The organism is Psychrobacter sp. DAB_AL62B, assembly GCF_028895345.1.
Taxonomy (GTDB): Bacteria; Pseudomonadota; Gammaproteobacteria; order Pseudomonadales; family Moraxellaceae; genus Psychrobacter.
In genome coordinates, this window is the sequence record NZ_SAXC01000004.1 from 42543 (window position 1) to 63675 (window position 21133).

Annotated in this window: 17 protein-coding genes and 1 other RNA gene; 7 read left to right on the forward strand and 11 right to left on the reverse strand. The window is 41.9% G+C overall.

Annotated features, from left to right (window positions below; genetic code table 11):
* Window positions 1-218 precede the first annotated feature (218 nt).
* The gene (locus EPB74_RS07400; RefSeq protein WP_274903612.1) at window positions 219-548 is read left to right on the forward strand and encodes a TraR/DksA family transcriptional regulator; all 330 of its coding nucleotides are present in this window, start codon (window positions 219-221) and stop codon (window positions 546-548) included.
* A gap of 45 nt (window positions 549-593) precedes the next feature.
* On the opposite strand, the gene EPB74_RS07405 is transcribed toward EPB74_RS07400, so the two are convergent.
* Window positions 594-1274, reverse strand: a complete 681-nt coding sequence (locus EPB74_RS07405; protein WP_274903614.1) for a thiamine phosphate synthase — start codon at window positions 1272-1274, stop codon at window positions 594-596.
* A gap of 114 nt (window positions 1275-1388) precedes the next feature.
* Entirely contained in the window at window positions 1389-2474 is a 1086-nt protein-coding gene (locus EPB74_RS07410; RefSeq protein ID WP_079691159.1) for a serine hydrolase, read from the reverse strand.
* Window positions 2475-2893: 419 nt separating this feature from the next.
* On the opposite strand from EPB74_RS07410, the gene EPB74_RS07415 reads away from it, so the two are divergent.
* The 3 genes from EPB74_RS07415 (at window position 2894) to EPB74_RS07425 (ending at window position 7335) form a co-directional block, all read left to right on the forward strand.
* Window positions 2894-3529, forward strand: a complete 636-nt coding sequence (locus EPB74_RS07415; protein ID WP_011279989.1) for a response regulator — start codon at window positions 2894-2896, stop codon at window positions 3527-3529.
* A gap of 42 nt (window positions 3530-3571) precedes the next feature.
* Window positions 3572-5353 carry a sensor histidine kinase gene (locus EPB74_RS07420; RefSeq protein ID WP_274903617.1) on the forward strand — a complete coding sequence of 594 codons (1782 nt, stop codon included), beginning with the start codon at window positions 3572-3574 and terminating at the stop codon, window positions 5351-5353.
* A 191-nt stretch (window positions 5354-5544) separates the two neighbouring features.
* Entirely contained in the window at window positions 5545-7335 is a 1791-nt protein-coding gene (locus EPB74_RS07425) for a sigma 54-interacting transcriptional regulator (protein ID WP_274903619.1), read from the forward strand.
* A gap of 22 nt (window positions 7336-7357) precedes the next feature.
* Here the strand turns inward: EPB74_RS07425 and EPB74_RS07430 are convergent, their stop codons facing one another.
* Complete coding sequence (locus EPB74_RS07430) at window positions 7358-8908, reverse strand: S41 family peptidase (protein WP_274903621.1); 1551 nt, start codon at window positions 8906-8908, stop codon at window positions 7358-7360.
* A 334-nt stretch (window positions 8909-9242) separates the two neighbouring features.
* Window positions 9243-10901, reverse strand: a complete 1659-nt coding sequence (gene gpmI, locus EPB74_RS07435; RefSeq protein WP_274903622.1) for a 2,3-bisphosphoglycerate-independent phosphoglycerate mutase — start codon at window positions 10899-10901, stop codon at window positions 9243-9245.
* 259 nt (window positions 10902-11160) lie between these two features.
* Here gpmI and ssrS point away from each other — a divergent pair.
* Window positions 11161-11356, forward strand: a non-coding RNA gene (gene ssrS, locus EPB74_RS07440) — 6S RNA.
* A 140-nt stretch (window positions 11357-11496) separates the two neighbouring features.
* Here ssrS and EPB74_RS07445 read toward each other — a convergent pair.
* Window positions 11497-12126 (reverse strand): FxsA family protein, encoded by a 630-nt coding sequence (locus EPB74_RS07445; protein WP_274903624.1) that lies wholly within the window; start codon window positions 12124-12126, stop codon window positions 11497-11499.
* Window positions 12127-12279: 153 nt separating this feature from the next.
* Between EPB74_RS07445 and ruvC the strand changes: the two genes are divergently transcribed.
* Window positions 12280-12864, forward strand: a complete 585-nt coding sequence (gene ruvC / locus EPB74_RS07450; protein ID WP_079691154.1) for a crossover junction endodeoxyribonuclease RuvC — start codon at window positions 12280-12282, stop codon at window positions 12862-12864.
* Window positions 12865-12970: 106 nt separating this feature from the next.
* Here ruvC and EPB74_RS07455 read toward each other — a convergent pair whose 3' ends face one another.
* The 6 genes from EPB74_RS07455 to EPB74_RS07480 form a co-directional block, all read right to left on the reverse strand.
* On the reverse strand, window positions 12971-13945 hold the full coding sequence (locus EPB74_RS07455) for an META domain-containing protein (RefSeq protein WP_274903625.1): 975 nt from the start codon (window positions 13943-13945) through the stop codon (window positions 12971-12973).
* A gap of 459 nt (window positions 13946-14404) precedes the next feature.
* The gene (locus EPB74_RS07460; protein WP_274903626.1) at window positions 14405-15067 is read right to left on the reverse strand and encodes a glutathione S-transferase family protein; all 663 of its coding nucleotides are present in this window, start codon (window positions 15065-15067) and stop codon (window positions 14405-14407) included.
* A 250-nt stretch (window positions 15068-15317) separates the two neighbouring features.
* Complete coding sequence (locus tag EPB74_RS07465) at window positions 15318-15956, reverse strand: peroxiredoxin (RefSeq protein ID WP_079691152.1); 639 nt, start codon at window positions 15954-15956, stop codon at window positions 15318-15320.
* A 303-nt stretch (window positions 15957-16259) separates the two neighbouring features.
* A complete protein-coding gene (locus EPB74_RS07470) occupies window positions 16260-17525 on the reverse strand; it encodes a TerD family protein (RefSeq protein ID WP_274903627.1) in 1266 nt (421 codons plus the stop codon).
* A 27-nt stretch (window positions 17526-17552) separates the two neighbouring features.
* Window positions 17553-18323, reverse strand: a complete 771-nt coding sequence (locus EPB74_RS07475; RefSeq protein ID WP_274903628.1) for a phospholipase D family protein — start codon at window positions 18321-18323, stop codon at window positions 17553-17555.
* 142 nt (window positions 18324-18465) lie between these two features.
* Window positions 18466-20205: a glutamine--tRNA ligase/YqeY domain fusion protein gene (locus EPB74_RS07480; protein ID WP_274903629.1), complete on the reverse strand. Its 1740-nt coding sequence runs from the start codon at window positions 20203-20205 to the stop codon at window positions 18466-18468.
* Between the two features lie 387 nt (window positions 20206-20592).
* On the opposite strand from EPB74_RS07480, the gene EPB74_RS07485 reads away from it, so the two are divergent.
* On the forward strand, window positions 20593-21108 hold the full coding sequence (locus EPB74_RS07485; protein WP_079693025.1) for a peptidylprolyl isomerase: 516 nt from the start codon (window positions 20593-20595) through the stop codon (window positions 21106-21108).
* Window positions 21109-21133 lie beyond the last annotated feature (25 nt).

Genomic DNA, 21133 nt, shown 5'->3' on the forward strand with positions numbered 1-21133 from the left:
CCCAGCAAGAATTTAAGGCGGTGTATTCTAGCAGCTTTCTAACTGGCGCTCATAAAGAACCTGCTATAAATTTTGCTCACCGGAAAAGAATATACTTAGACGTAACAAAACGAGCATTAACATTTCGTGGTGGTACTCAAAGAGTCTGCCGTTTATGATAGAGACGCTGTTTATAATCAATAAATCCAACAATAAAAACAACTTACTAGGAGAATATAATGAGTATCGACTTCAAAGCGGCCAAACAAGAATTATTAAAACTAAGAGAAGAGTATGAGACTCGAATTGATAAAATCGAAGACCATATCCAAAACCCTCAAGACGACCTCAATGAACACTGGGAAGACCAAGCGATTGCTTATCGTCAAAACGACATGCGCAAAAATCTAATGGTCGAGGCACGCCAAAGTTTAATCTACGTCGAAAATGCGTTAAACCGTATCGAAACTGGTCATTATGGTGAATGTGAGGTATGCGGCGAGGCAATCGAAGCACAACGCTTACAAGCACTGCCCTATGCTACCTTATGCATGGAACATGCAGAATAGCCCATCATCGCTATCTTTAAGCTAGCTCTCGTTTTAAGCTGACCCTCATAAAGTAGGCGCATTCCATGTATTAAGCGCCTGCTGCCATTGCTGACAACGCGCAGCAATTTGATGCACGGGTAAATCCATAATATCACCGACTACCGCCACATAAGTAATGGGCAAACCTGCCAGCTCGGTAATATTTTCTGCCGTTAAACCCCCGATCACGCATATCTCTATTCCTTGCTGACAGCCTTCTATGAGCTGCTGACGTGAGATGACATTTGCATTAGGTTTGGTAGCCGAAGCAAATACCGCACCCATGGCTGCGTAACTTACCCCATCATTTTTTGCTTCTTTAACCAGCTCTATATCGCCATGGCAAGTGCGACCGATCATCTGATTCGGTGCTAAACACTGTTTGGCATCACTAATATCACCATCCTGCTGCCCTAGATGCACACCGACACCAAGCTTTGCCGCCAAACTGATATCATCATTTATAACGACCGCTACCTTGTATACTTTGGCTAAATTAACTATTTTCAGCGCTTCTGCGTATAGAGTCGACTCACCATCAGGCAATGCCAATATATGCTTGCGACGTATTTGTAATAGCGCAATCAGCCCCGTTGCTAATGCAGCTTCTAATTTACGATATAAAATCGTAAATTCATCGTCATTAGTGAGTAGATATAACTTAGGTATGGCATGAGAAACGGTAGAAACTGGTGGCTGAATCATTTAACGGTCCTTAATATCAATACGGTTTTTGACATAAGAAAAAGGCTGTTATATCGAATAACAGCCTCTTTTATTAATGTCTTTTAGCGATGCAGATTTACGTAATGATAAGTCTTATACGCTACGACGAGTCGCCAAACTGTTCAAAATATTTTTGGCATCGCCCCAACGTGTTGCTGAGCTATTGGCGCCCAAAATAACGATAATCGCTGGGCGGTTATTCACACGCGTTTCCATTACCACGCAACGACCAGCTTCATTGATAAAGCCTGTTTTTGAGATACCAATCGGATAGCTGCCATCGCGGACTAGACTGCTGGTGTTATTGGCTTTATAAGTACGGTTGCCACTTGAGTAGTTAGAGACATAAAAATCATAGCTTTTGGTAGTCGAAAAACGACGAATCACGTCATAGTTACCAGCCGCACGAACCATTTTAACCAAGTCATTTGATGAAGCAACATTACGCTTATCAAGACCAGTAGCATCACCGAAGAACGCCGTGCTCATACCCAAATCTTGAGCTTTGCGATTCATGGCACGCATAAAGGCCTTATCGCCACCTGGATAGTTGCGAGAAAGGCTTTTTGCTGCTGGATTTTCTGACTTCATTAATGCCATCAATAGCATCTCAGCACGATTTAGACGATCACCCGACTTGAGGTTTGAGCTAGCACGCTTAGGACCGACAAAATCTTCTGGATCAAGCGTGATTTCTTCACGCATATCTAAACCAGCATCCAACACTACCATAGCCGTCATGACTTTGGTAATACTGGCCATAGGACGGGCTATATCAGCATCTTTTTCATAGATAGATTCGCCAGTTTCTGCATCGATTACCGCCACACTGCGCGAATCGGTGCTGATCGGGATCATGTTGCTACTGCCAAAACTACCGCGATAAGTGGTGTTATAGCTATTGGTATTATTATAACTGTTATTACTGCTACCAAAACTATTGGTAATGTTGGTCGTGCCATTGCCATTATCTACTTTTTTAATCGTAGAGCTATTACTAGACTTGGACATGATACTACGCGCTTCGGACAAGCTGTCGGCACCGCCCCAACTCATACGAGCACTAGACTCAGAGGTAGAGCTACCATTAATTGTAAGTGCGGCTTGTGCAACACTGCCCAAACTCAATGAAATCATAGCAGCGATTAATTGCTGTTTGGTTAATGGTAGTTGCTTCATTATGCCTCCTGCCGCCGCGATGCTATTAGTCAGTAAATGAGTTACATACTGACTAACGGCAACAACGTACGTAGCGTTTATGGATGTGTTTGTAGATACTCACATAGAGTTTTTGTATTTTTAGTGTATCATGGTTTGCATTTAAGTTTAATCTACTAAATCAATTAGATGTGATTTTCTAGCCACATTCAAACTTTACTACATTTACTTTATATTACAGCAATACTAATTAACATTGGCGCAATATAGCATTACATTTGAGCTGTAAACCTCTCAATTACGTATTCAATATTAAAATATAACGCTTAATATTGATGTTTTTGTGAATGTATAAACTTATGCTAATTATTTAGACTGGTTTAGGTGGCTTAAATTTAATAGTGCACCCTTTATTCTGACAGATAAAAAAGAGTATAACGATGATTCGAGTATTAGTAGTAGATGACCATGATTTGGTGCGGATGGGTATCAGCCGTATGTTGGCCGACAGTGCCGATATCGAAGTCGTCGGCGAAGCAGACAGCGGCGATATGGCGATAAAATTGGCCAAACAGCTGCGTCCTGATGTGATATTACTGGATGTTAATATGCCTAATATTGGTGGTCTTGAAGCAACCAAACGCTTGATTCAGCTTGATATGGGCATTAAAATCTTGGCGGTCAGTAGTATGTCAGCTCAGCCTTATCCCTCAATGCTCATCAAAGCGGGCGTCAATGGTTATATTACTAAAGGCACACCGCTTGATGAGATGATACGAGCCGTCAAAAAAATCTATCAAGGTGGGCGTTATTTTAGCCAAGATGTGGCTGAACAGTTGGCTGATGTTCTATTGTCTGATAATGCCAACTCACCTTTTGACTTATTAAGCGATCGTGAAAAGCAGGTAGCGATGATGGTGGTCAACTGTCAAAGTCCCCAACAAATCGCCGATCAGTTGTTTGTGAGTGTAAAAACCATCAATACCTATCGTTACCGTATTTATGAAAAAGTGAATGTCGATAGTGATGTGAAATTGACTCATTTGGCGATTCGCCATGGCCTCATTCAACCCTAATTGTCAAGAACCTCTTTTATCAAGAACATTAGTTATCAACCCATGAATCCTGTCAAATCTGCCTCGAATCTTATCACTGTTATTACTGACTATATAGAGCAAGATGATATCCTGCCTGTGCCGCAGCTACGTAAACTGGGGCTCATTTATAGCAGTTATCGCTTTATCGTCAGCTTATTTTTTATGCTGATGGTGTATATTACGGTTCGCGCTGATGGCAGCCCATCATTGCCAAGTTTTTTGCAGCAAACCGTGCTCAGTTTTTACGTTTTACTGAGCTTAATCTTGCTGGGATTATTTTATACCGTTGGCAAACATATGCGCCGACAGTTGGCTTTTGGGCTGGCGCTAGATGTCATTATCCTAAGCTTACTGCTTTATACCGCTGGCGCGCCTGATTTGCAGCTGACGATGTTGTATATGGTGGTGGTAGCCGCAAGCTTCATGTTATTACATGGTTCGCAAGCGCTGATTATTACCTTACTTGCTATTATTTTCGTTATCTACCAGCAGTTTTTTTATGCCATCGCTAATAGCATGAGTTTGGCAAATTTAGGGAACGCCTTACTCATGTCAGCCAGCTTTTTGGCAGTCGGAGGCTTAAGTTGGTCAATCTCGCAGCGCTTGGTACAGCTTGAAAAAGTAGCCGCTACCCATGTCAAAGAAGTCGAACGACTGAACGTGATTAACCAAGAAGTGATTACTCAAATGGCTAATGGTGTTATCGTAATTGATAGCCAACACGTTGTATTAGCAAACCTTGCTGCCTATCAATTACTTAGTATTCCAAATAATTCATCGCTAGCATCAACAGACACCGCTATTATTAACGCAAGCAATATACACAAAAACTCCCTAAGCACAAAAAACCATAAGCCGTTATCCGACTTTCAGCAGCAGCTTAACGAACAACACCTGCAACTATTTGACGCCTGTTTATCCATAGCTGCAGGACAATCACGTACTTTCGTTTATGAATTGCCAGCCGTCGCCAATGCTTCTGTCATCGGCAAGCTGCGTGTCGAGATTATCCATCTAAAAGATGACAGTAAGTTGATCATATTAGAAGATTTACGCCGCGAACAAGCCAGCGCTCAACAGTTAAAACTGGCTTCGCTTGGACAACTGACCGCCAGTATCGCCCATGAAATAAGAAACCCTTTAGCGGCGATTTCCCAAGCAAGCCAATTATTAATAGAAGATGTCGTCGAAAGTGAGACGCGAGCTGGCACCACACTAGCCCATATAAATAGCGACCATTTAAATAGTGAAACAGCTAATAACCACGAACTTTATAAAATGATATTTTCGCAAACCAAACGGGTTAATCGCATTATTGAGGATGTTTTAAAACTGTCTCGCCAGCAGACTGCCAACCAGCAAAGCATTGTACTTGCTGATTGGATGCCGATATTTTTGCACAATTACTTTCAAGGTCATGATGTTTTTTTACACATCAATACGCAGTCTACTATCTCATTTGATACTCATCAATTAGAGCAGGTATTAATTAACTTGATTAATAACGGCTTACGTTACAGTAGCTACGCCCACCCTCATGCCTTTGTGGAAATCGAAATTTATTGTGCAGATAACGATGTTATAATTGATGTCTTAGATGAGGGTATGGGCGTTGGTACTGATGATTTAATCCATTTGTTTAATCCATTTTTTACCACGGATAAGGCCGGTACCGGTTTGGGATTGTATTTATCCCAAGCATTTTGTGAGGCCAATCATGCACGGTTACTTTACGTTCCTGACTATAAAAAGACCTGCTTTCGTCTGATTGCCCCCGCGATTTATAATGAGACTGCTGGCTAAGCACTTGTGTTAATAAATGAGCGCTCATTCCCAATAAAAAAGCCTTTGGTTAAAAGCGGATAGATTAGAACTATTTATATTTGACACCCAAAACCATATGCCTGCGATAAACGCCATTATTTACCCTCTATAAATCGTTATAGGATTATTTTTTAATACTTTTGTAGTACTTGAAAACAATGAGATGATGTATGACAACCACCGCGCTAGTCGTTGATGATGAAGTAGATTTATGCCGATTGATGCAAATTACGCTGACTAAGATGGGTATCAAAAGTGATGTCGCCTATACTTTGTCACAGGCAAAATCATACTGGCAGGAAAATGATTATGATTTTTGCTTAACTGATTTAAAATTACCTGATGGCTCAGGGTTAGAGTTGGTCAAACATATCAGTGCCAGCTCTAGTAAGCCTATCGCTGTCATCACCGCACATGGCAGTATGGATTTAGCGATTGAAGCGCTAAAACTGGGGGCTTTTGATTTCGTGAATAAACCCCTTGAGCTACCACGTTTACGTCAGTTGGTTGAAAACGCTCTAAAGGTTATCCAGCAAGACAATACCGCAAAATCTACGCCTCAGCGCTCACCTGAACAGCAGATGTTAGATGATCGTCTGATTGGTAATTCAGCCGTGATGCATCCTTTAAAAAACACTATTTTAAAATTGGCTCGCTCACAAGCGCCGGTGTTTTTATCTGGTGCTTCAGGTACCGGTAAAGAAGTCGTTGCTAGATTGATTCATGACTTAAGCCCGCGCCGTGACGGCAGTTTTGTGCCGGTCAACTGCGGAGCGATACCTTCAGAGCTGATGGAATCAGAGTTTTTTGGTCATAAAAAAGGCAGCTTTACCGGTGCTGTTGCTGACAAGCAAGGATTATTTCAGCAGGCTAATGGCGGTACTTTATTTTTAGATGAAGTAGCAGACTTGCCTTTAGCGATGCAAGTTAAATTGCTGCGTGCCATTCAAGAGAAGACGGTTCGCGCGATTGGTGATACCAAAGAACTGCCAGTCGATATTCGCATCTTATCGGCAACGCATAAAGATTTGAATCAACTCGTACAGGCAGGGATGTTTCGACAGGATTTATATTACCGCATCAATGTGATTGAGCTTAAACTACCGACACTTAACGCGCGGCGTGATGACATACCAGTATTAGCCAAGCATTTTTTGGCACTGATTGCTGAAGAATGGCAATTAGAATCACCACCATTGCTAACAGCAGATGCTTGCGAGCGCTTACAACAGCATAATTTCGCTGGTAATGTTCGTGAGCTGCGTAATGTACTTGAGCGCGCCGTAACACTGGCTGAAACATCAACGATTGATGCCAGCCACCTCGGTCTATCTGATTTTGATATGCATCAAGAAGTCGAGATACATCAAAATACCATAGCACCACAAAGCCAAAATATAAGCGCGAATAACGCCATTGTCTCCCGCGGCTCAAATCAAAGTATCGATGAGAGATTCTCAGCTGAGTCGTTAAAGAAAAGTATAGAAGAAAACACTAACCCCCAATCTCAGTCTATAGCAGAGAAAAATGCTCAGCAAACAACATCTCAGCAGGTAACGACTAATCTACACCCCTACCGTACGATTACCCAGCATTATTCTTCAATGACGCCTTCAGCAATCCCTTCAACGTCCTCTTCAATCAATCAGCGCTCAGCGGTAAACACCGTAGAATCGACTAATAACTCAATAGGTCAACATACACAAGAGTCGTTAATCAAGCAGCATGATGACGGTGAAGGATTCAATCAATCCACAGATACAAAAGGTATAGCCGACGGTCAATTACCAGCGCAGGGATTAGAGCACTATCTTCAAGAGCAAGAAAAACAGCTGATTATCACGGCGCTTAAGCAAACAGGCTGGAATAAAACCCAAGCAGCTGAATTGTTGGGGACAACTTTCCGATCCCTGCGCTATCGCATGACGAAATTAGATATTGCTGAAGATCAATCTGAATAGCGCTCCATGTTTTAAGGTTAAATTAAGGTTTGTCTTTAGGTGTCGGTTTTTCAATGACATTATCTATGACGCTATTGTTTTTAATGATACTGTTCTTGTTGACACTGCTTTGGATACTACTGTTTTGAAGGTTGTTATTTTTCTCAGAGCGGTCTTCTACCGTTCCCTTACGCACAAACCGAATACCTGAAGCAAGCGCCTTCTTTCGTAGTAGATCAAGGGCTTGCTGCTCCCACGTACTCTCACTACCCGATAATGCCACATCAGGCTCTACTCCAATGCCCTCTATTTTCTTACCTGAGGCAGTCATATAGTGGGCAACCGTTAGCTTGACTGCCTGATCATTATTAAGTGGTATCACTGACTGTACCGATCCTTTGCCATAACTGACTTCACCCAAGATAGTGGCGCGCTTTTGCATCTGTAAGCTACTTGCTAATACCTCTGCTGCTGAAGCTGAATAGCGATTTTGTAAAACCACCATGGGCAATGGTTCAAGTAATGCTACGCCTTGAGTTGATAAAGTACGTGAATCACCTTGACGACCTTTTACTTGCACCACATCAGTCTCATTCATAAACAGGCTGGCGACGCTTACGGCGGATGCCAAGACTCCACCCGGATTATCACGCATATCTAACAAAATACCTGATACTGGCGCCTCTAAATCGATTAAGCTTTGTAGCAATTTTTCGCGGCTATTGTTCTGAAACGCCGGTAATCTAATAATAGCGATACCATCAACGAGTCGAGTCTCAATAATTTGAGGATGATTGTTATTACGCTGTAAAGTCGTGGTATGTTTACGGCGCCCTGCTTTTGAGGTCACCACATCCACTTGCGTGCCTGCAATCCCTGTCAAGAGTTGATTAATATCATTACTTTCTTCATCTTCGCTAAGCTTAAATTCATCCACTTGATGTAAATAATCGCCGACCGCAATGCCTTTTTTATCGGCAGGTGAATCATCGATTACGTCGGTAATGACCCAATAGCCTGATTGCGATTGATACTCTACCTTAATGCCAATATCTCCGACATCGCCTTCAGTAAAAGCGCGCAGATTTTCATAGGCTTCAGCATCCAAAAATTCAGCATGGCTATCAAGCTTGGTCAACATGCCACTCATCGCATTGTTAAATAATTCTTCGTCATTAACAGTATCAACGTACTCACGGCGGACTAAATCGACCAACGCCACAAAAGTTTTCAGCGTCTCGGGGGAGATAGCATTTAACGAAACCTGAGCCACTTCAGCGGGAATGTCAGTATTGAAAGCACCTGATTCATTATTTAACGCACTTTCATCGGCAATACTATCTATTGAATCATCAACTTGATCAGCAGACTCCAACATATCAGCAATGTCTGATAAATCATCAGCACCGTTGTCTAGTGGCACGTCATCCGTATTTAAACGGATTAATTGTAAACTTGCCGTAGAGCTAGCGGTAGGTCGAGCGATAGTATCGTTGAGCGCTGCTTGTGCCTGCACATTAACAACACTTAGCCCCAGCAGACCAACGATAAGTGTCGGCTTTAATGCATGTGAGCGAATAGATACTGTCATCATTGGATTCTCTAATCTTTTAGACATCAATGAAAGTATAGGGCTGATAGAACGCATAAAATGAATCACCTAAAAAATTCGTCCGAAATATTTACGACATTATTGTTATATAGTTATTGTATGGTTATTAATGGATAATAGCTTATAAGATAGCATCAAGCGACCCTCTAAGAGTAGGATAGTATTGCAAGTAACTTAGGTGATAAGTTACAAGTGAAATATTAGACAAAATTTAGCATCAAAAAAGGGAGAGATAATGAATATCCCTCCCTTACCTGTTCATCATTCGTCACTATTTTACTAAGCTGTCATAGCACGGAATACTGACATGGCAGAGCTAAGGTGCTGCGACTAGTAAACTTTCGCCTGTCATTTCAGTGGGTGCTTCGATATTCATCAATGCCAAAATAGTTGGTGCGACATCGCTCAGCCTACCGCCGCTACGTACTTTTAGTTTTTTCTCACCAACATAAATCAATGGAACGTGCTCAGTGGTGTGCTGAGTATGTACCTGACCGCTTTCATAGTCTTGCATCTGCTCACAGTTGCCATGATCTGCTGTGATAAGCATATCGCCACCAGCCGCACGTACTGCTGCCTCTACGCGACCAACGCAGATATCTAGCGCTTCTACCGCTTTGACAGCAGCGTCAAAGATACCGGTATGTCCAACCATGTCGCCATTGGCATAATTGACAACCACTACATCATATTTGCCAGACTCAATAGCAGCCACTAATTTATCTGTCACTTCAGGTGCGCTCATTTCAGGCTGTAGATCGTAAGTAGCAACATCGGGAGAGGGCACTAAAATACGTGTTTCGCCTTTATACTCTTCTTCACGGCCACCACTAAAGAAAAAAGTCACGTGGGCATATTTTTCGGTTTCAGCGATACGCAGCTGGGTTTTACCTTTGTCCTGCAAATATTCGCCAAGCGTATTAGTTAATGAGGTTGGATAATAAGCGATGCTGGTTTTGGGATTATTCGCCAAGACGTCAGAATATTTAGTCAGCATCACAAACGCCGCAAGCTTTGGCTGTTTATGACGGGCAAATCCAGAGAACTCATGGTCTGGCAATACAAAGGCTTGTGCAAGCTCACGGGCACGGTCAGCGCGGAAGTTCATAAAAATCAGGGCGTCATTATCATCAACGGTATATGGCACCTCGTCACGCCCAATCACTACAGTAGGATTGATAAACTCATCGGTTTCACGCGCTTTGTATGCCGCTTGCACCGCGCCATCGGCTCGGGTTGCTAAACGATCCGCTTTACCCTCAGTGATAAGCTCATAGGCTTTTTGTACTCTATCCCAGCGATTGTCACGATCCATCGCATAGTAGCGGCCGATAATACTGGCAATCTGTACGCGACCACCCTCATAATGCGCATTCAGCTTAATGATATGGTCGCGTAGACGATTGATATATTTATCAGCAGACTTAGGCGGGGTGTCACGCCCATCTAAGAAGCAATGCACAAAGACGTTCTTAGCCCCATGTACCAATGCTGAATGGCACATCGCTTCGATATGGTCTTGATGTGAATGTACGCCGCCATCCGACAGCAGTCCCATGATATGGACATTACCGCCGAGCTCATTAGCGGCTTTTACCGCATTAACTAAGGCTTCGTTTTTGTAAAAATCACGATTAGCCACCTCACTTGAGATACGGGTAGAATCTTGATAAAGAACGCGACCAGCGCCCAAGTTCATATGCCCGACTTCCGAATTACCAAACTGACCATCTGGCAAACCAACATCTTCTCCTGAAGCGGATATCAAACCATGTGGATATTTTTGATAAATCTTATCCATATTTGGCATATTAGCGGCAGCAATCGCATTATCCTTATCATCTTCACGATGCCCAAAACCATCTAATATCATTAAAACATGCGGTACTTTTTTATTTTGATCGCTATTTTGTTGATTATTGCGCTGAGCCTGATTATCGTCGATAAATTCTGATTGTTGCTGGATATTGGTCATGGATTACCGCTCCTCAAGTGAATGAACGCCTATAATGCTGTATTAGGATGTTTAAAGCCCTCTATCTTAACACACATCTCAAAATAGCTGAAAAATCGACTTTTAGGCTACCAATTAGTTGTTTTTTATGCCTTTATCTGACTAAAAATTTAGTGAAGCTCTGATCTTAATGATGCTCATTCTTAAAGCACGTATCAATAAGACACGTATCAATCTGTAAATCGCACTTGCAATCACTCAAACCATTGGTTAAGATAAATGTATTCTGAAGTGTTGGCTAGTAGATGTTTATTCCCTGAGCCGATAATGCTTTACCAGGATGTGGTACCTATTGCCTCATTGTGTATGCCTGCACCGCTTGCGGTGTCTCAGGAAACCTGCCGAGGTAATGACGCATCCGCCCTGAACTTCACGGTTCATGGGTCACCATCTTACGGCGGCACTTCGGTTGTTATATTCGGTTATTAACTATTTTATTTATAGCCAATAGGTTAATAGGAAATTAGTAATAGCCACTAAAAAGCCCCTTTTGTCATTGACGAAAGGAGCTTTTTTTATGTTAAAATTTCTTTATACCTAATTTATAATCAATCTACTACTCATCATTGGCTGGCTTGGTAATTTTCTTCACATCTTTAGGAATGTTTTTGGCAGTGCCATCCACAGTTGTATGCTGTTTAAACACATCACCGAACGGATTTTGTTGTTGACCAAATGGATTTTGGTTATTCATACCACCTGCTCCGCCAAATGGGTTTTGTCCACCCATGCCACCAGCACCGCCAAACGGATTTTGACCAGCACCCATTTGCCCACCCATCTGCTTGGCCATCATTTCCATCATTTTTTGCTGGTTGTTCATAACGTAGTTATTAGCAAAGTCTTTGAGTTTCTTTTGCACCGGTGGTAAGACCACCAGTAACGCCAGCAAATCACTGAGCACGCCAGGAATAAGAAGCAAAATACCCGCTGCTGCCATTGCCACACTTTTGATCATAGTCGATTCTTGCGGACGCATTGCGGGGTTCATCATACCGCCAGCTTTCATCTGCTGTGCCATTGGGTTGAGAGCGGCCATACCTTTACGCATGAGTGAGATACCGATAACAGCAGCAATAATGAACCACATAAATATCCACCAGCCACTCATAAATTGAGCAAGCAAATACCACAGTAGCATCTCGATAATAAACCATACAATGGCAATACCAACTATCTGGCCCATAAAGCGTCGTCCTATAAAATAAAAATCAATAAATTGAGCGCCATGCAAATTAAAATGGCTAACATATGATGTATATGGGGATTGATTGCTATACTATCAAACTTACGGCTAATTTTTAAGCCATAAAATAAAATGTGAGCAAAACGAAATACTATGGCAATTATTATTGGGATTGATCCGGGTTCACGCATGACCGGTTATGGTATCGTGCAACAAACCGGCGATAAACTTACCTATATTGATGCAGGTACTATTCGCACGGATACCAAAGAGATGCCTGAACGCCTTAAGCGTATTTTTAATGGCTTGACGCGTATCACTCAGCATCATTTAAAATATGCGGACGAGCCTATTTATACCGCGATTGAACAAGTATTTATGGCAGAGAATCCTGACTCAGCGCTTAAGCTTGGGCAAGCACGCGGGGCCGCCATTGCAGCGATGGTGGCATTGGATTTGGAAGTATCAGAATATACCGCACGCCAAATTAAACAAGCCGTTTGCGGTTATGGTGCTGCGGCCAAAGAACAAGTGCAGGAAATGGTCTGTCGTATATTGTCTTTAGACGTCGTGCCACAACAAGATGCGGCAGACGGTCTTGCCTGCGCCATTTGTCATGCGCACTCAAGCCATTCGATGAACAAACTACTACTCAATAGCTCAATGCGCGGGCGCGGCGCCTCGAAGAAAAAAGGACGCTGGCGTTTGACTGAAGAAGACCTAGGTAATTTGCGTTAAAATAAATGCTCATAAAAACCAGCCAAAAAAAACACGCGTCTAATGGCGCGTGTTTTTATGACTATGGCTATATATGCCGGCTATTTAATAAAAATTATTGATAGCGCTATTTGACAACCGAGCTTTCAATAACCGCATCTAATACATAGGCATACTCTTCATCTGATTCATTTAAAGCGCCTGTAGTCTTGTCTTCTGCCGTTTCGCTGTTATTTAACTGGTAGCGCTGTACTCTTAGCACTTCGTCATGTTTGCCATCATGCTGATAGCCATCTATTTCACCTTTAAATGCCGCCCACTCACCTTCGCTAGTTTTGATACCTTGGTCATCATAAGTAATAGGTTTTACTTGCAGACACATCTGTGAGCTATTGTCTTCGCACGGTACCATTTTAGAGTTCACCGCCCAAAATACAGTCTCACCTTTACTATTGTACTTAGCTTGCGACGTCAGTCTACCTTTCCAGATTAAAGTCTCAGCGTCACTTGTTACTTGCGTCAACATTGGATTATCGCCCATAGAGCCCTCATCTTTAGACTGATCATCTTTTACTAAGGTTAATTGGCTGTCACCTTGCATCAGCTCACTTAAACTGTTTTCAGCTTTATCAAGACTCCCACAAGACATTTTAGTACTCATGCTGTCTTTGATAGTTAAGGTAGATCCTTGCAGCTGATATGTTGCACTTATAGTATTACAACCAACGCTATAGATTAAAGTGTTTTGACCTTGGTACTGGTTAAATGACAAGCGTACTTGATCTTTAATTTTCATCAGCATATTTAATGGCTGAGCACCTTTATTTGTTACAGATACCAGTATCCAACGATAACTTGAAAGGTTGGCAATCATCTGTTCTTCAGCACTCATCTCGCCCGCCTTATCTAACGTGACACTATCATTCTCTATATCAACATTTGCGGCACTAGCATTGGCATCAGCTACCTCGATATTTTCATCAGTTGAAACAGAAGTATCTTGGCAAGCACCTAATGCTAAACTTATCGCTAGCATACTTGGCAATAAGGCAAATCTAAAAGGCAATTTTTTAAAAGATGGCGTCATAAAAAATGGTGTCATAACAGTCATACCTTGTGGCTAAACCTTTTCACAATCCGAAGAGTAGCTATATCTATCCAGAGAGTGATTATATCTATTTTCATAGAGCTTAATAATTTTTTATATAGCTTAATAGTTTGACCACTATAACGCTCGTGTCTGTTATGGGTGTAACGAAGTGTTTAATTTTATAAATTGATAGTAATTAACAGTAACTGCTATGATTATTTTTTTGATTGAATAAATGTATTAAAAAAATCTTAAGTAGCTAAGCATCATACCTGCTACTCAAGATTTTTTATTATCTATAGTCGATTCAATTTAAAAATAATACAGTGCTGCTGGGATAAATTTTGTGAAGCCTCTGGAGTGCGAAGCACACAGCAAGCGAGGAAAACTTATCCCAGCATAACGCTATTTTTAGCGTACCTCTTTTATAGTGAACTGATTATATAATACTTAGCTCTTTAAAAAATTACGTTATTCGCCCTCATGAGCAGGTTTGGCTTTCGCCATATTTTTAATACTGAAACGCTCATTCATCATCTGATAAAAACGAGCAAGATTTTCGCCCTGCTCATTAGGGTTTACTTTAAGTATCTTGCCAAAATCCAAGCCGAGATAAAGCACAATATCAGCAAAACTTAATTGATCACCAACTAAGTAATTGTGACCTTTTAAGGCGTTTTCAAAATAAGGCAGTGCTTTCACAGCGCGTGCGATAGACGGCGCGACAAACTCCGGCACTTGTTCGACTCGCTGAGCTTTAGACGGGTGGCTATGCTGAAATGCCAACATAAAGTTATACAGCACCTCAAACTCAGCGATGCGGCGCATAGAACACACCTGTGCACGCTGTACCACATCATTGCCCATCACCGAGCGCTCACCATAAACTCGATCGAGATATTCACAAACTGCCTGCGAATCATTAAGTACCGTACCATCATCTAATGTCAAAACCGGCACTGTCTGCATGGGGTTAATTTTGGTAAATGCCTCTGACATTTGCTCATTGACAGCAAAATCAATATCGACTACATCGAGGTCATCTATATCGTCCACATCAATGCCTTTTGATGCTAGTAAAATAAGGGCTTTGCGTGGATTGGGTGCCGTACGGGTGACATATAATTTTTTCATAACAAACTCCTTGTAATATGAATTAAAAAGCGGCTCAGCGCTGATACACTTTATTATGGTTGTTGCACTATCGAGTACAGAAGATAACTATCGATACTCTATATATAAGTTATAGCTTACTCTCCTCATCATAGCAAAGCCTTATTCAGCTTGCCGCTCTGATACTAAACTAAATAGCAAAAAGCCCCACAGCGTGATGTTATGGGGCTTTCTTAATCATATTTTAATCAAAATCATGTAGTCAAGCTCATTATTTATTAGGTGCTGGCGTAGTACGTAGATACGGCTTGATTTCTGTATGACCTTTAGGATAATTTGCAGCGATATCTTCATTTTTGACACTTGGTGGAATGATCACGTCATCACCATCTTTCCAATCTACTGGCGTTGCGATGTTGTACTCATCAGACAGTTGAATAGCGTCAATCACGCGGATGATTTCATCGAAGTTACGACCACAGCTGGCTGGATACGTCAGAATTAAGCGCACTTTCTTCTTAGGGTCAATAATAAAGACACTTCTCACCGTCGCAGTGGTGCTTGCATTAGGGTGCAGCATGTCATAAAGATTTGCCACCTCTTTATTAGGGTCAGCGATGATTGGGAAGTTCAACTCAGTACCTTGAGTTTCACCGATGTCTTTTGCCCACGCATGGTGATCATCGATACCATCAACAGAGATACAAATTGGCTTCACGCCACGCTTTTGAAACTCGCCATTTAGTGCAGCAGCACGACCAAGCTCAGTGGTACATACTGGGGTAAAATCTGCTGGATGCGAGAAGAAAACCACCCAATTGTCACCTGCCCATTCGTAGAAATTGATATCACCATCAGTGGTGGTTGCATCAAAATTTGGTGCGGTATCGCCTAAACGTAAATGTGCCATGCTTGATTCCTTATTTATGGTTGTAATGAGCGCTATGATCTAAAAGTATCCATGCGCTCTATTATTATTGAACGTGCTCAGTCAATACTACACAATAACTCCAAGCACGTCAGCAAAAATCCTATTCTATCTTAGCAAACTGGTTATGAATGTCTTGTGATGGATTGTAATTCGGTTATTCCTTTTTGGCTTAAGAAGACTAAGTGTAATAATTAAGTAAGAAGTAAATAACTAGCTTATGTTATGACTATATTAACAGTCTACAGCATGGATCAATACATACACTTTAATCAGCAACTTATATTAGCTCAGCTTAAACATGGCTGCACCATCAATTTTTAACCCCACTTTATCCCCTTTCCATGTCAGCTTAGGTGTCGCTTCACTACCACGTTTGCTCGTCTCTCCTGAATGCTGCAAAGTAATACCATCCTCATCTATAATTGCGATACCGATCACATAGGTATAAACAAAACTGCTTTTCGCTTTGGGAGATGCCTTAATATTAAAAACACATTCTATCACTTGATCCTGATACTTCATGCGCATTTTAGGCTGTAGTGAGGCAATAGAAACCGCACCGTTTGATACCGCAGAATAGACGGAGAACACCAGTGCAACTTTACCACCATAATGCTTAGCAATGTCAGGATTGACCAAAACCGTCTCTTTCCCAGGCTCATTGATACTGGCAACCTTTATATCACCCTGATGTTGTAGGTAAGGCATGGCCGTTAAACTACCAATCTGCTCTGGCGCATGAATATAGCTCATCTCTTTGCCGTTCTGCGCGAGTATGCCAACGCGTAAATCCAAATCATCATTATTAGCACTGGCATCGCCGTTGTCTGTCCATATGGCTTCCACTACTAGGTGATCGTTACCACCTTTAGTAAGATTGATTCGATGTTCGCTACCCGGTTTATCAAGCGTTACTTTTTTTAGATTAAAAGGTTGAGATTTTGATGGACTAATTGGATTATGGTCAAAGCTATTCTGTGCTTGAGTCACTTTATTTTCTTCTAGCGATTTGTCTGCTGCCTCATCGTCAGCCACTTCACCGCCAAAATGAGTGACCAAAGCACTCAAACCACCATTAAAACCTTGGCCAATGGCATTAATACGCCAGACTTCATTTTTACGATAAACTTGTAATAGCATAATGGCGCGCTCACTATCAAATGCACTGCCGTCAAATGTATAGGTTGCGAGTATCTGTTCTGCTTGCTCCAACATGACATGACTAGTGCCAAGCTCTCGCATGGTCGATTGACCATCGATTGTTGCCGTCAATACCAAATAATCTACGGAATCCGGTAACTTACTGAGATCAATATCAAAGCGCTGCTGACTCGCGGTTAATTGCCAACTGATAGCACCACAAGGCGTTTTTGGCTGATTATAAAATACCATATAATCATCGCTTACCAGCTTTTGCTGTCCATCTAGCCCAAAGCACGCAACATCTATCACGGTAGCGCCTGCTGTTAGCTCTGCAATCAAGGTAAACTGCTGCGCAATACCAATATCCGTGAACTTGGCTTTTTGCCCCGCGATCATATTTAACATTATTATTATCCCAGTGATGACTTAATATCAATTTATACAATGATTAAACGACCATTCCTGAATCCCACAGACAAAACTCACCAATTTACCTCGTTTACTGGTACCACCTGCGGCACGCCCAGCGTCTGTTAATAGCAACTCCCCTTCTTGCTCTTGCAAATATCCCGCTGCCAGTAATTTATCATTTAATTCCTGCGTCTTAAAGCCCAGTTCTTTAGCAAGCTTCGCCGTCGTTAGCTTAGAATAATTAGGCGTTGCTGCCTCTGTAGGATTAGCAGCGTTACTTACAGGATTAGTTTGAGAGGGAGAATTAGACTGAGTCTTGCTATCAGCATTACTATCAGAGTCGGTTACTTTTTCAAGTGACATTCTGACTTCATCACTGATACGAATAATGCGTTGGGCTTCCTCATAAGTGTCGGCATAGAGCTTAGCATCTTCATTACGATAAATCAGCACGCCCATTTCATTATTATTCACTTGGCTAAATTCATAAAGGTTTAAACTGGTAATGATACATTCATTTTCGTTCAGGTAGCACTTCGCATGGAGATTTTTGCAAAAGCTGGTACGAATAAAGGTTAGATTTTTAAGCCAGTTGATTTCTTCTGGGTGCAAATCATTTTTACCGTAAACGATACGGATATCAATTTTAAGACGATTACGGTCTTCTAACAGCTCTTTAATACGCTCATTAAGCTTTAAATAGGGGCTAATAATAATCAGCCTATCAGACGCATTTTTAATCAGTTCTTCTAAATGATAAGTAGTACCGCTACTGTTCAAAAATTTTGCCATGATTGCACCCTCAAATCTTACGATTAAAATATACTTATTCATAAAAAAGCCCATCCCTAGCGTACTAGAAATGGGCAAGCTTGCAAACCACTATTGTTCAGTAATAGCTTAAATAAACATTAGCGCCGACAATTTTTATCAATTAAGCGGGTTTGTAGCTGTCACGTAGGCTAACAATTTGGTTAAAGACTGGCTTATCACTGCTGTGATCTTCACTATCAGAGATAAAATAGCCTTCTCGCTCAAACTGAAAACGCGTGCCAGCTTCAGCATTAGCAAGCGAAGGCTCAACCACAGCATTCAGCTCAGTCAATGAGTTGGGATTTAGCGCTTGATGGACGTCAGCGACGCTACTTGGGTCTTCAGCGCTAAATAACTGCTCATACATGCGTACCGTCGCTGGCACGCCTTGGCTGGCTGATACCCAATGAATGACGCCTTTAACTTTACGACCTTCAGGGTTGTTGCCAAGTGTCGCAGAATCAATTGTTGCTTTTAGCTCAACAACATTACCAGCGTCATCTAAAATATGCTCAGTCACTGCCAATACATAGGTATTACGCAGACGAATCTCATTTTTTTCTGGTGATAAACGCTTATAACCTGCTGGCGGCTCAATTTCGTAATCGTCTTGGTCGATATACAAGGTTTCAGTGAAAGGAATCTCACGCTCGCCCATATCGACATTCGGATGGTTTGGCTGTGTCAGCCATAGCGTTTGAGTGGCATCATCAAAACGCGCATGAACGCTATCTGCCTTTTCAGTCTCCCAACTGCTAACGGCATCTGTAAAGTTGGTAATCGTCACTTTTAATGGCTTAAGTACTGCCATGCCACGCGCCGTCGTCGTCTCTAGTGACTGACGAATACTAAACTCTAATAAACGAAAGTCAACGACGCTATCTACTTTGGTCACACCTACGCGCTCACAAAAATCGCGTAAGCCTTCTGGCGTATAACCACGGCGACGCATGCCAGCAATCGTCGGCATACGCGGATCATCCCAACCGCTGACGATATCTTCATCAACCAGCTGCTTTAATTTGCGCTTACTGGTCATGGTATGGTCAACATTTAGACGCGAGAACTCATACTGATGCGGCGGTTGCTCAAAGCCAACTTTTTCTACTGCCCAATCATAAAATGGACGATGGTCTTCAAACTCTAACGTACACAATGAATGGGTAATTCCTTCGAGCGCATCAGAGAGCGGATGGGCAAAATCATACATAGGATAAATGCACCATTTATCACCCGTTTGATGATGCGCTTGATGCATAACGCGGTAGATAACTGGGTCGCGCATGTTCATGTTTGGGCTTGCCATATCAATCTTGGCGCGCAATATCGCTTTACCCTCAGCGTATTTACCATTTTTCATATCATCAAAAAGCTGTAGGTTTTCTTCAACACTGGCATCACGATGTGGTGACGCTGTGCCTGCTTCATTGAATGAACCACGACTCTCTTTAATCTGTTCAGGCGATTGCAAATCCACATAAGCATCGCCTTGTTTGATAAGCTGAATCGCCCAAGCATGCAGTTGGTCGAAATACCCTGACGCATGGTACGCTTCTCCTGCCCACTCAAAGCCCAACCATTTCACATCATTTTTGATATTATCAATATAATCTTGCTTTTCTGCCGTTGGGTTGGTGTCATCAAAGCGCAGGTTACAAATACCACCAAACTCTTCAGCCACACCAAAGTTTAAGCAGATAGATTTGACATGACCCAAATGCAAGTAGCCGTTTGGCTCAGGCGGAAAACGCGTGACAATTTGCTGGTATTTTTGTGCGCTGACATCTTCACGAATCATATTACGAATAAAATCATTCTTTTGTTCGTCTTTTTGTACAGGGTTGTTTGAGTGCTCACTCATCGGGCATTGCTCCTAACGCAAATGGTCAATTCATGCGGCGTGCCATCACGCCTCACGGAAAATTCAAAGTATTTAATCGGATAAAACAATATCGCAAAACAAGCCTCAGCCATTAAATTTAAGCTGGCTTACAAAAACTTGGATCATAGAAAATTGAGTCATAAAAATAGTGGCTTATAAACGCCAAGTTATGATGGCTTTTTGTCAAAATCGTTTAGAAATGGGTAAAGTTGCGTTATTCTATCAGCTTTTGCAAAGGCATTAACAGCCTGATACATGACACAGGATAAAAAAGCCGTTAGACTAGCCATAACTTTTTATCCACCAACTTTTTATCCACCACTTAACAGCGTCATTTTAGGCGCTGCAATCAAGAAGGAATATCCCATGGTAGACATGCCACCAGTAGTAGAACTTGACACCAGTATGGGTGCAATCACCATCGAACTCAACGAAGAAAAAGCACCAAAAACCGTTGAAAACTTTTTAAACTATGTAAAATCCGGTCATTATGACAGCACGATTTTCCATCGCATCATTGATGGCTTTATGATTCAAGGCGGCGGAATGGATGCTGACATGAATGAAAAAGCAACCAATAAGCCAGTAGAAAACGAAGCTGACAACGGTCTGAAAAATGACGCTGGTACGATTGCGATGGCACGTACACAAGATCCGCATTCAGCGACTAGCCAGTTCTTTGTAAACGTAAAAGACAATGACTTCTTAAACCATTCTGGCAAAAACATGCAAGGTTGGGGCTATACTGTATTTGGTAAAGTGACAAGCGGTATGGACGTGATCGAAAAAATGAAAGGCGTTCCAACCGGTCGTTTTGGTATGCATGCAGATGTACCAACAGAACCAGTTATTATCAAATCAGCGACTATTATTTCTGAATAATCGTTACTCACTGTAAGTGATGAGG

Excerpts from the sequence above, each read along its gene's own strand:
- EPB74_RS07400 (WP_274903612.1), top strand. The coding sequence starts at position 219 with ATGAGTATCGACTTCAAAGCGGCCAAACAAGAATTATTAAAACTAAGA.
- EPB74_RS07405 (WP_274903614.1), bottom strand. The coding sequence starts at position 1,274 with ATGATTCAGCCACCAGTTTCTACCGTTTCTCATGCCATACCTAAGTTA.
- EPB74_RS07410 (WP_079691159.1), bottom strand. The coding sequence starts at position 2,474 with ATGAAGCAACTACCATTAACCAAACAGCAATTAATCGCTGCTATGATT.
- EPB74_RS07415 (WP_011279989.1), top strand. The coding sequence starts at position 2,894 with ATGATTCGAGTATTAGTAGTAGATGACCATGATTTGGTGCGGATGGGT.
- EPB74_RS07420 (WP_274903617.1), top strand. The coding sequence starts at position 3,572 with ATGAATCCTGTCAAATCTGCCTCGAATCTTATCACTGTTATTACTGAC.
- EPB74_RS07425 (WP_274903619.1), top strand. The coding sequence starts at position 5,545 with ATGACAACCACCGCGCTAGTCGTTGATGATGAAGTAGATTTATGCCGA.
- EPB74_RS07430 (WP_274903621.1), bottom strand. The coding sequence starts at position 8,908 with ATGATGACAGTATCTATTCGCTCACATGCATTAAAGCCGACACTTATC.
- gpmI (WP_274903622.1), bottom strand. The coding sequence starts at position 10,901 with ATGACCAATATCCAGCAACAATCAGAATTTATCGACGATAATCAGGCT.
- EPB74_RS07445 (WP_274903624.1), bottom strand. The coding sequence starts at position 12,126 with ATGGGCCAGATAGTTGGTATTGCCATTGTATGGTTTATTATCGAGATG.
- ruvC (WP_079691154.1), top strand. The coding sequence starts at position 12,280 with ATGGCAATTATTATTGGGATTGATCCGGGTTCACGCATGACCGGTTAT.
- EPB74_RS07455 (WP_274903625.1), bottom strand. The coding sequence starts at position 13,945 with ATGACACCATTTTTTATGACGCCATCTTTTAAAAAATTGCCTTTTAGA.
- EPB74_RS07460 (WP_274903626.1), bottom strand. The coding sequence starts at position 15,067 with ATGAAAAAATTATATGTCACCCGTACGGCACCCAATCCACGCAAAGCC.
- EPB74_RS07465 (WP_079691152.1), bottom strand. The coding sequence starts at position 15,956 with ATGGCACATTTACGTTTAGGCGATACCGCACCAAATTTTGATGCAACC.
- EPB74_RS07470 (WP_274903627.1), bottom strand. The coding sequence starts at position 17,525 with ATGTTAAATATGATCGCGGGGCAAAAAGCCAAGTTCACGGATATTGGT.
- EPB74_RS07475 (WP_274903628.1), bottom strand. The coding sequence starts at position 18,323 with ATGGCAAAATTTTTGAACAGTAGCGGTACTACTTATCATTTAGAAGAA.
- EPB74_RS07480 (WP_274903629.1), bottom strand. The coding sequence starts at position 20,205 with ATGAGTGAGCACTCAAACAACCCTGTACAAAAAGACGAACAAAAGAAT.
- EPB74_RS07485 (WP_079693025.1), top strand. The coding sequence starts at position 20,593 with ATGGTAGACATGCCACCAGTAGTAGAACTTGACACCAGTATGGGTGCA.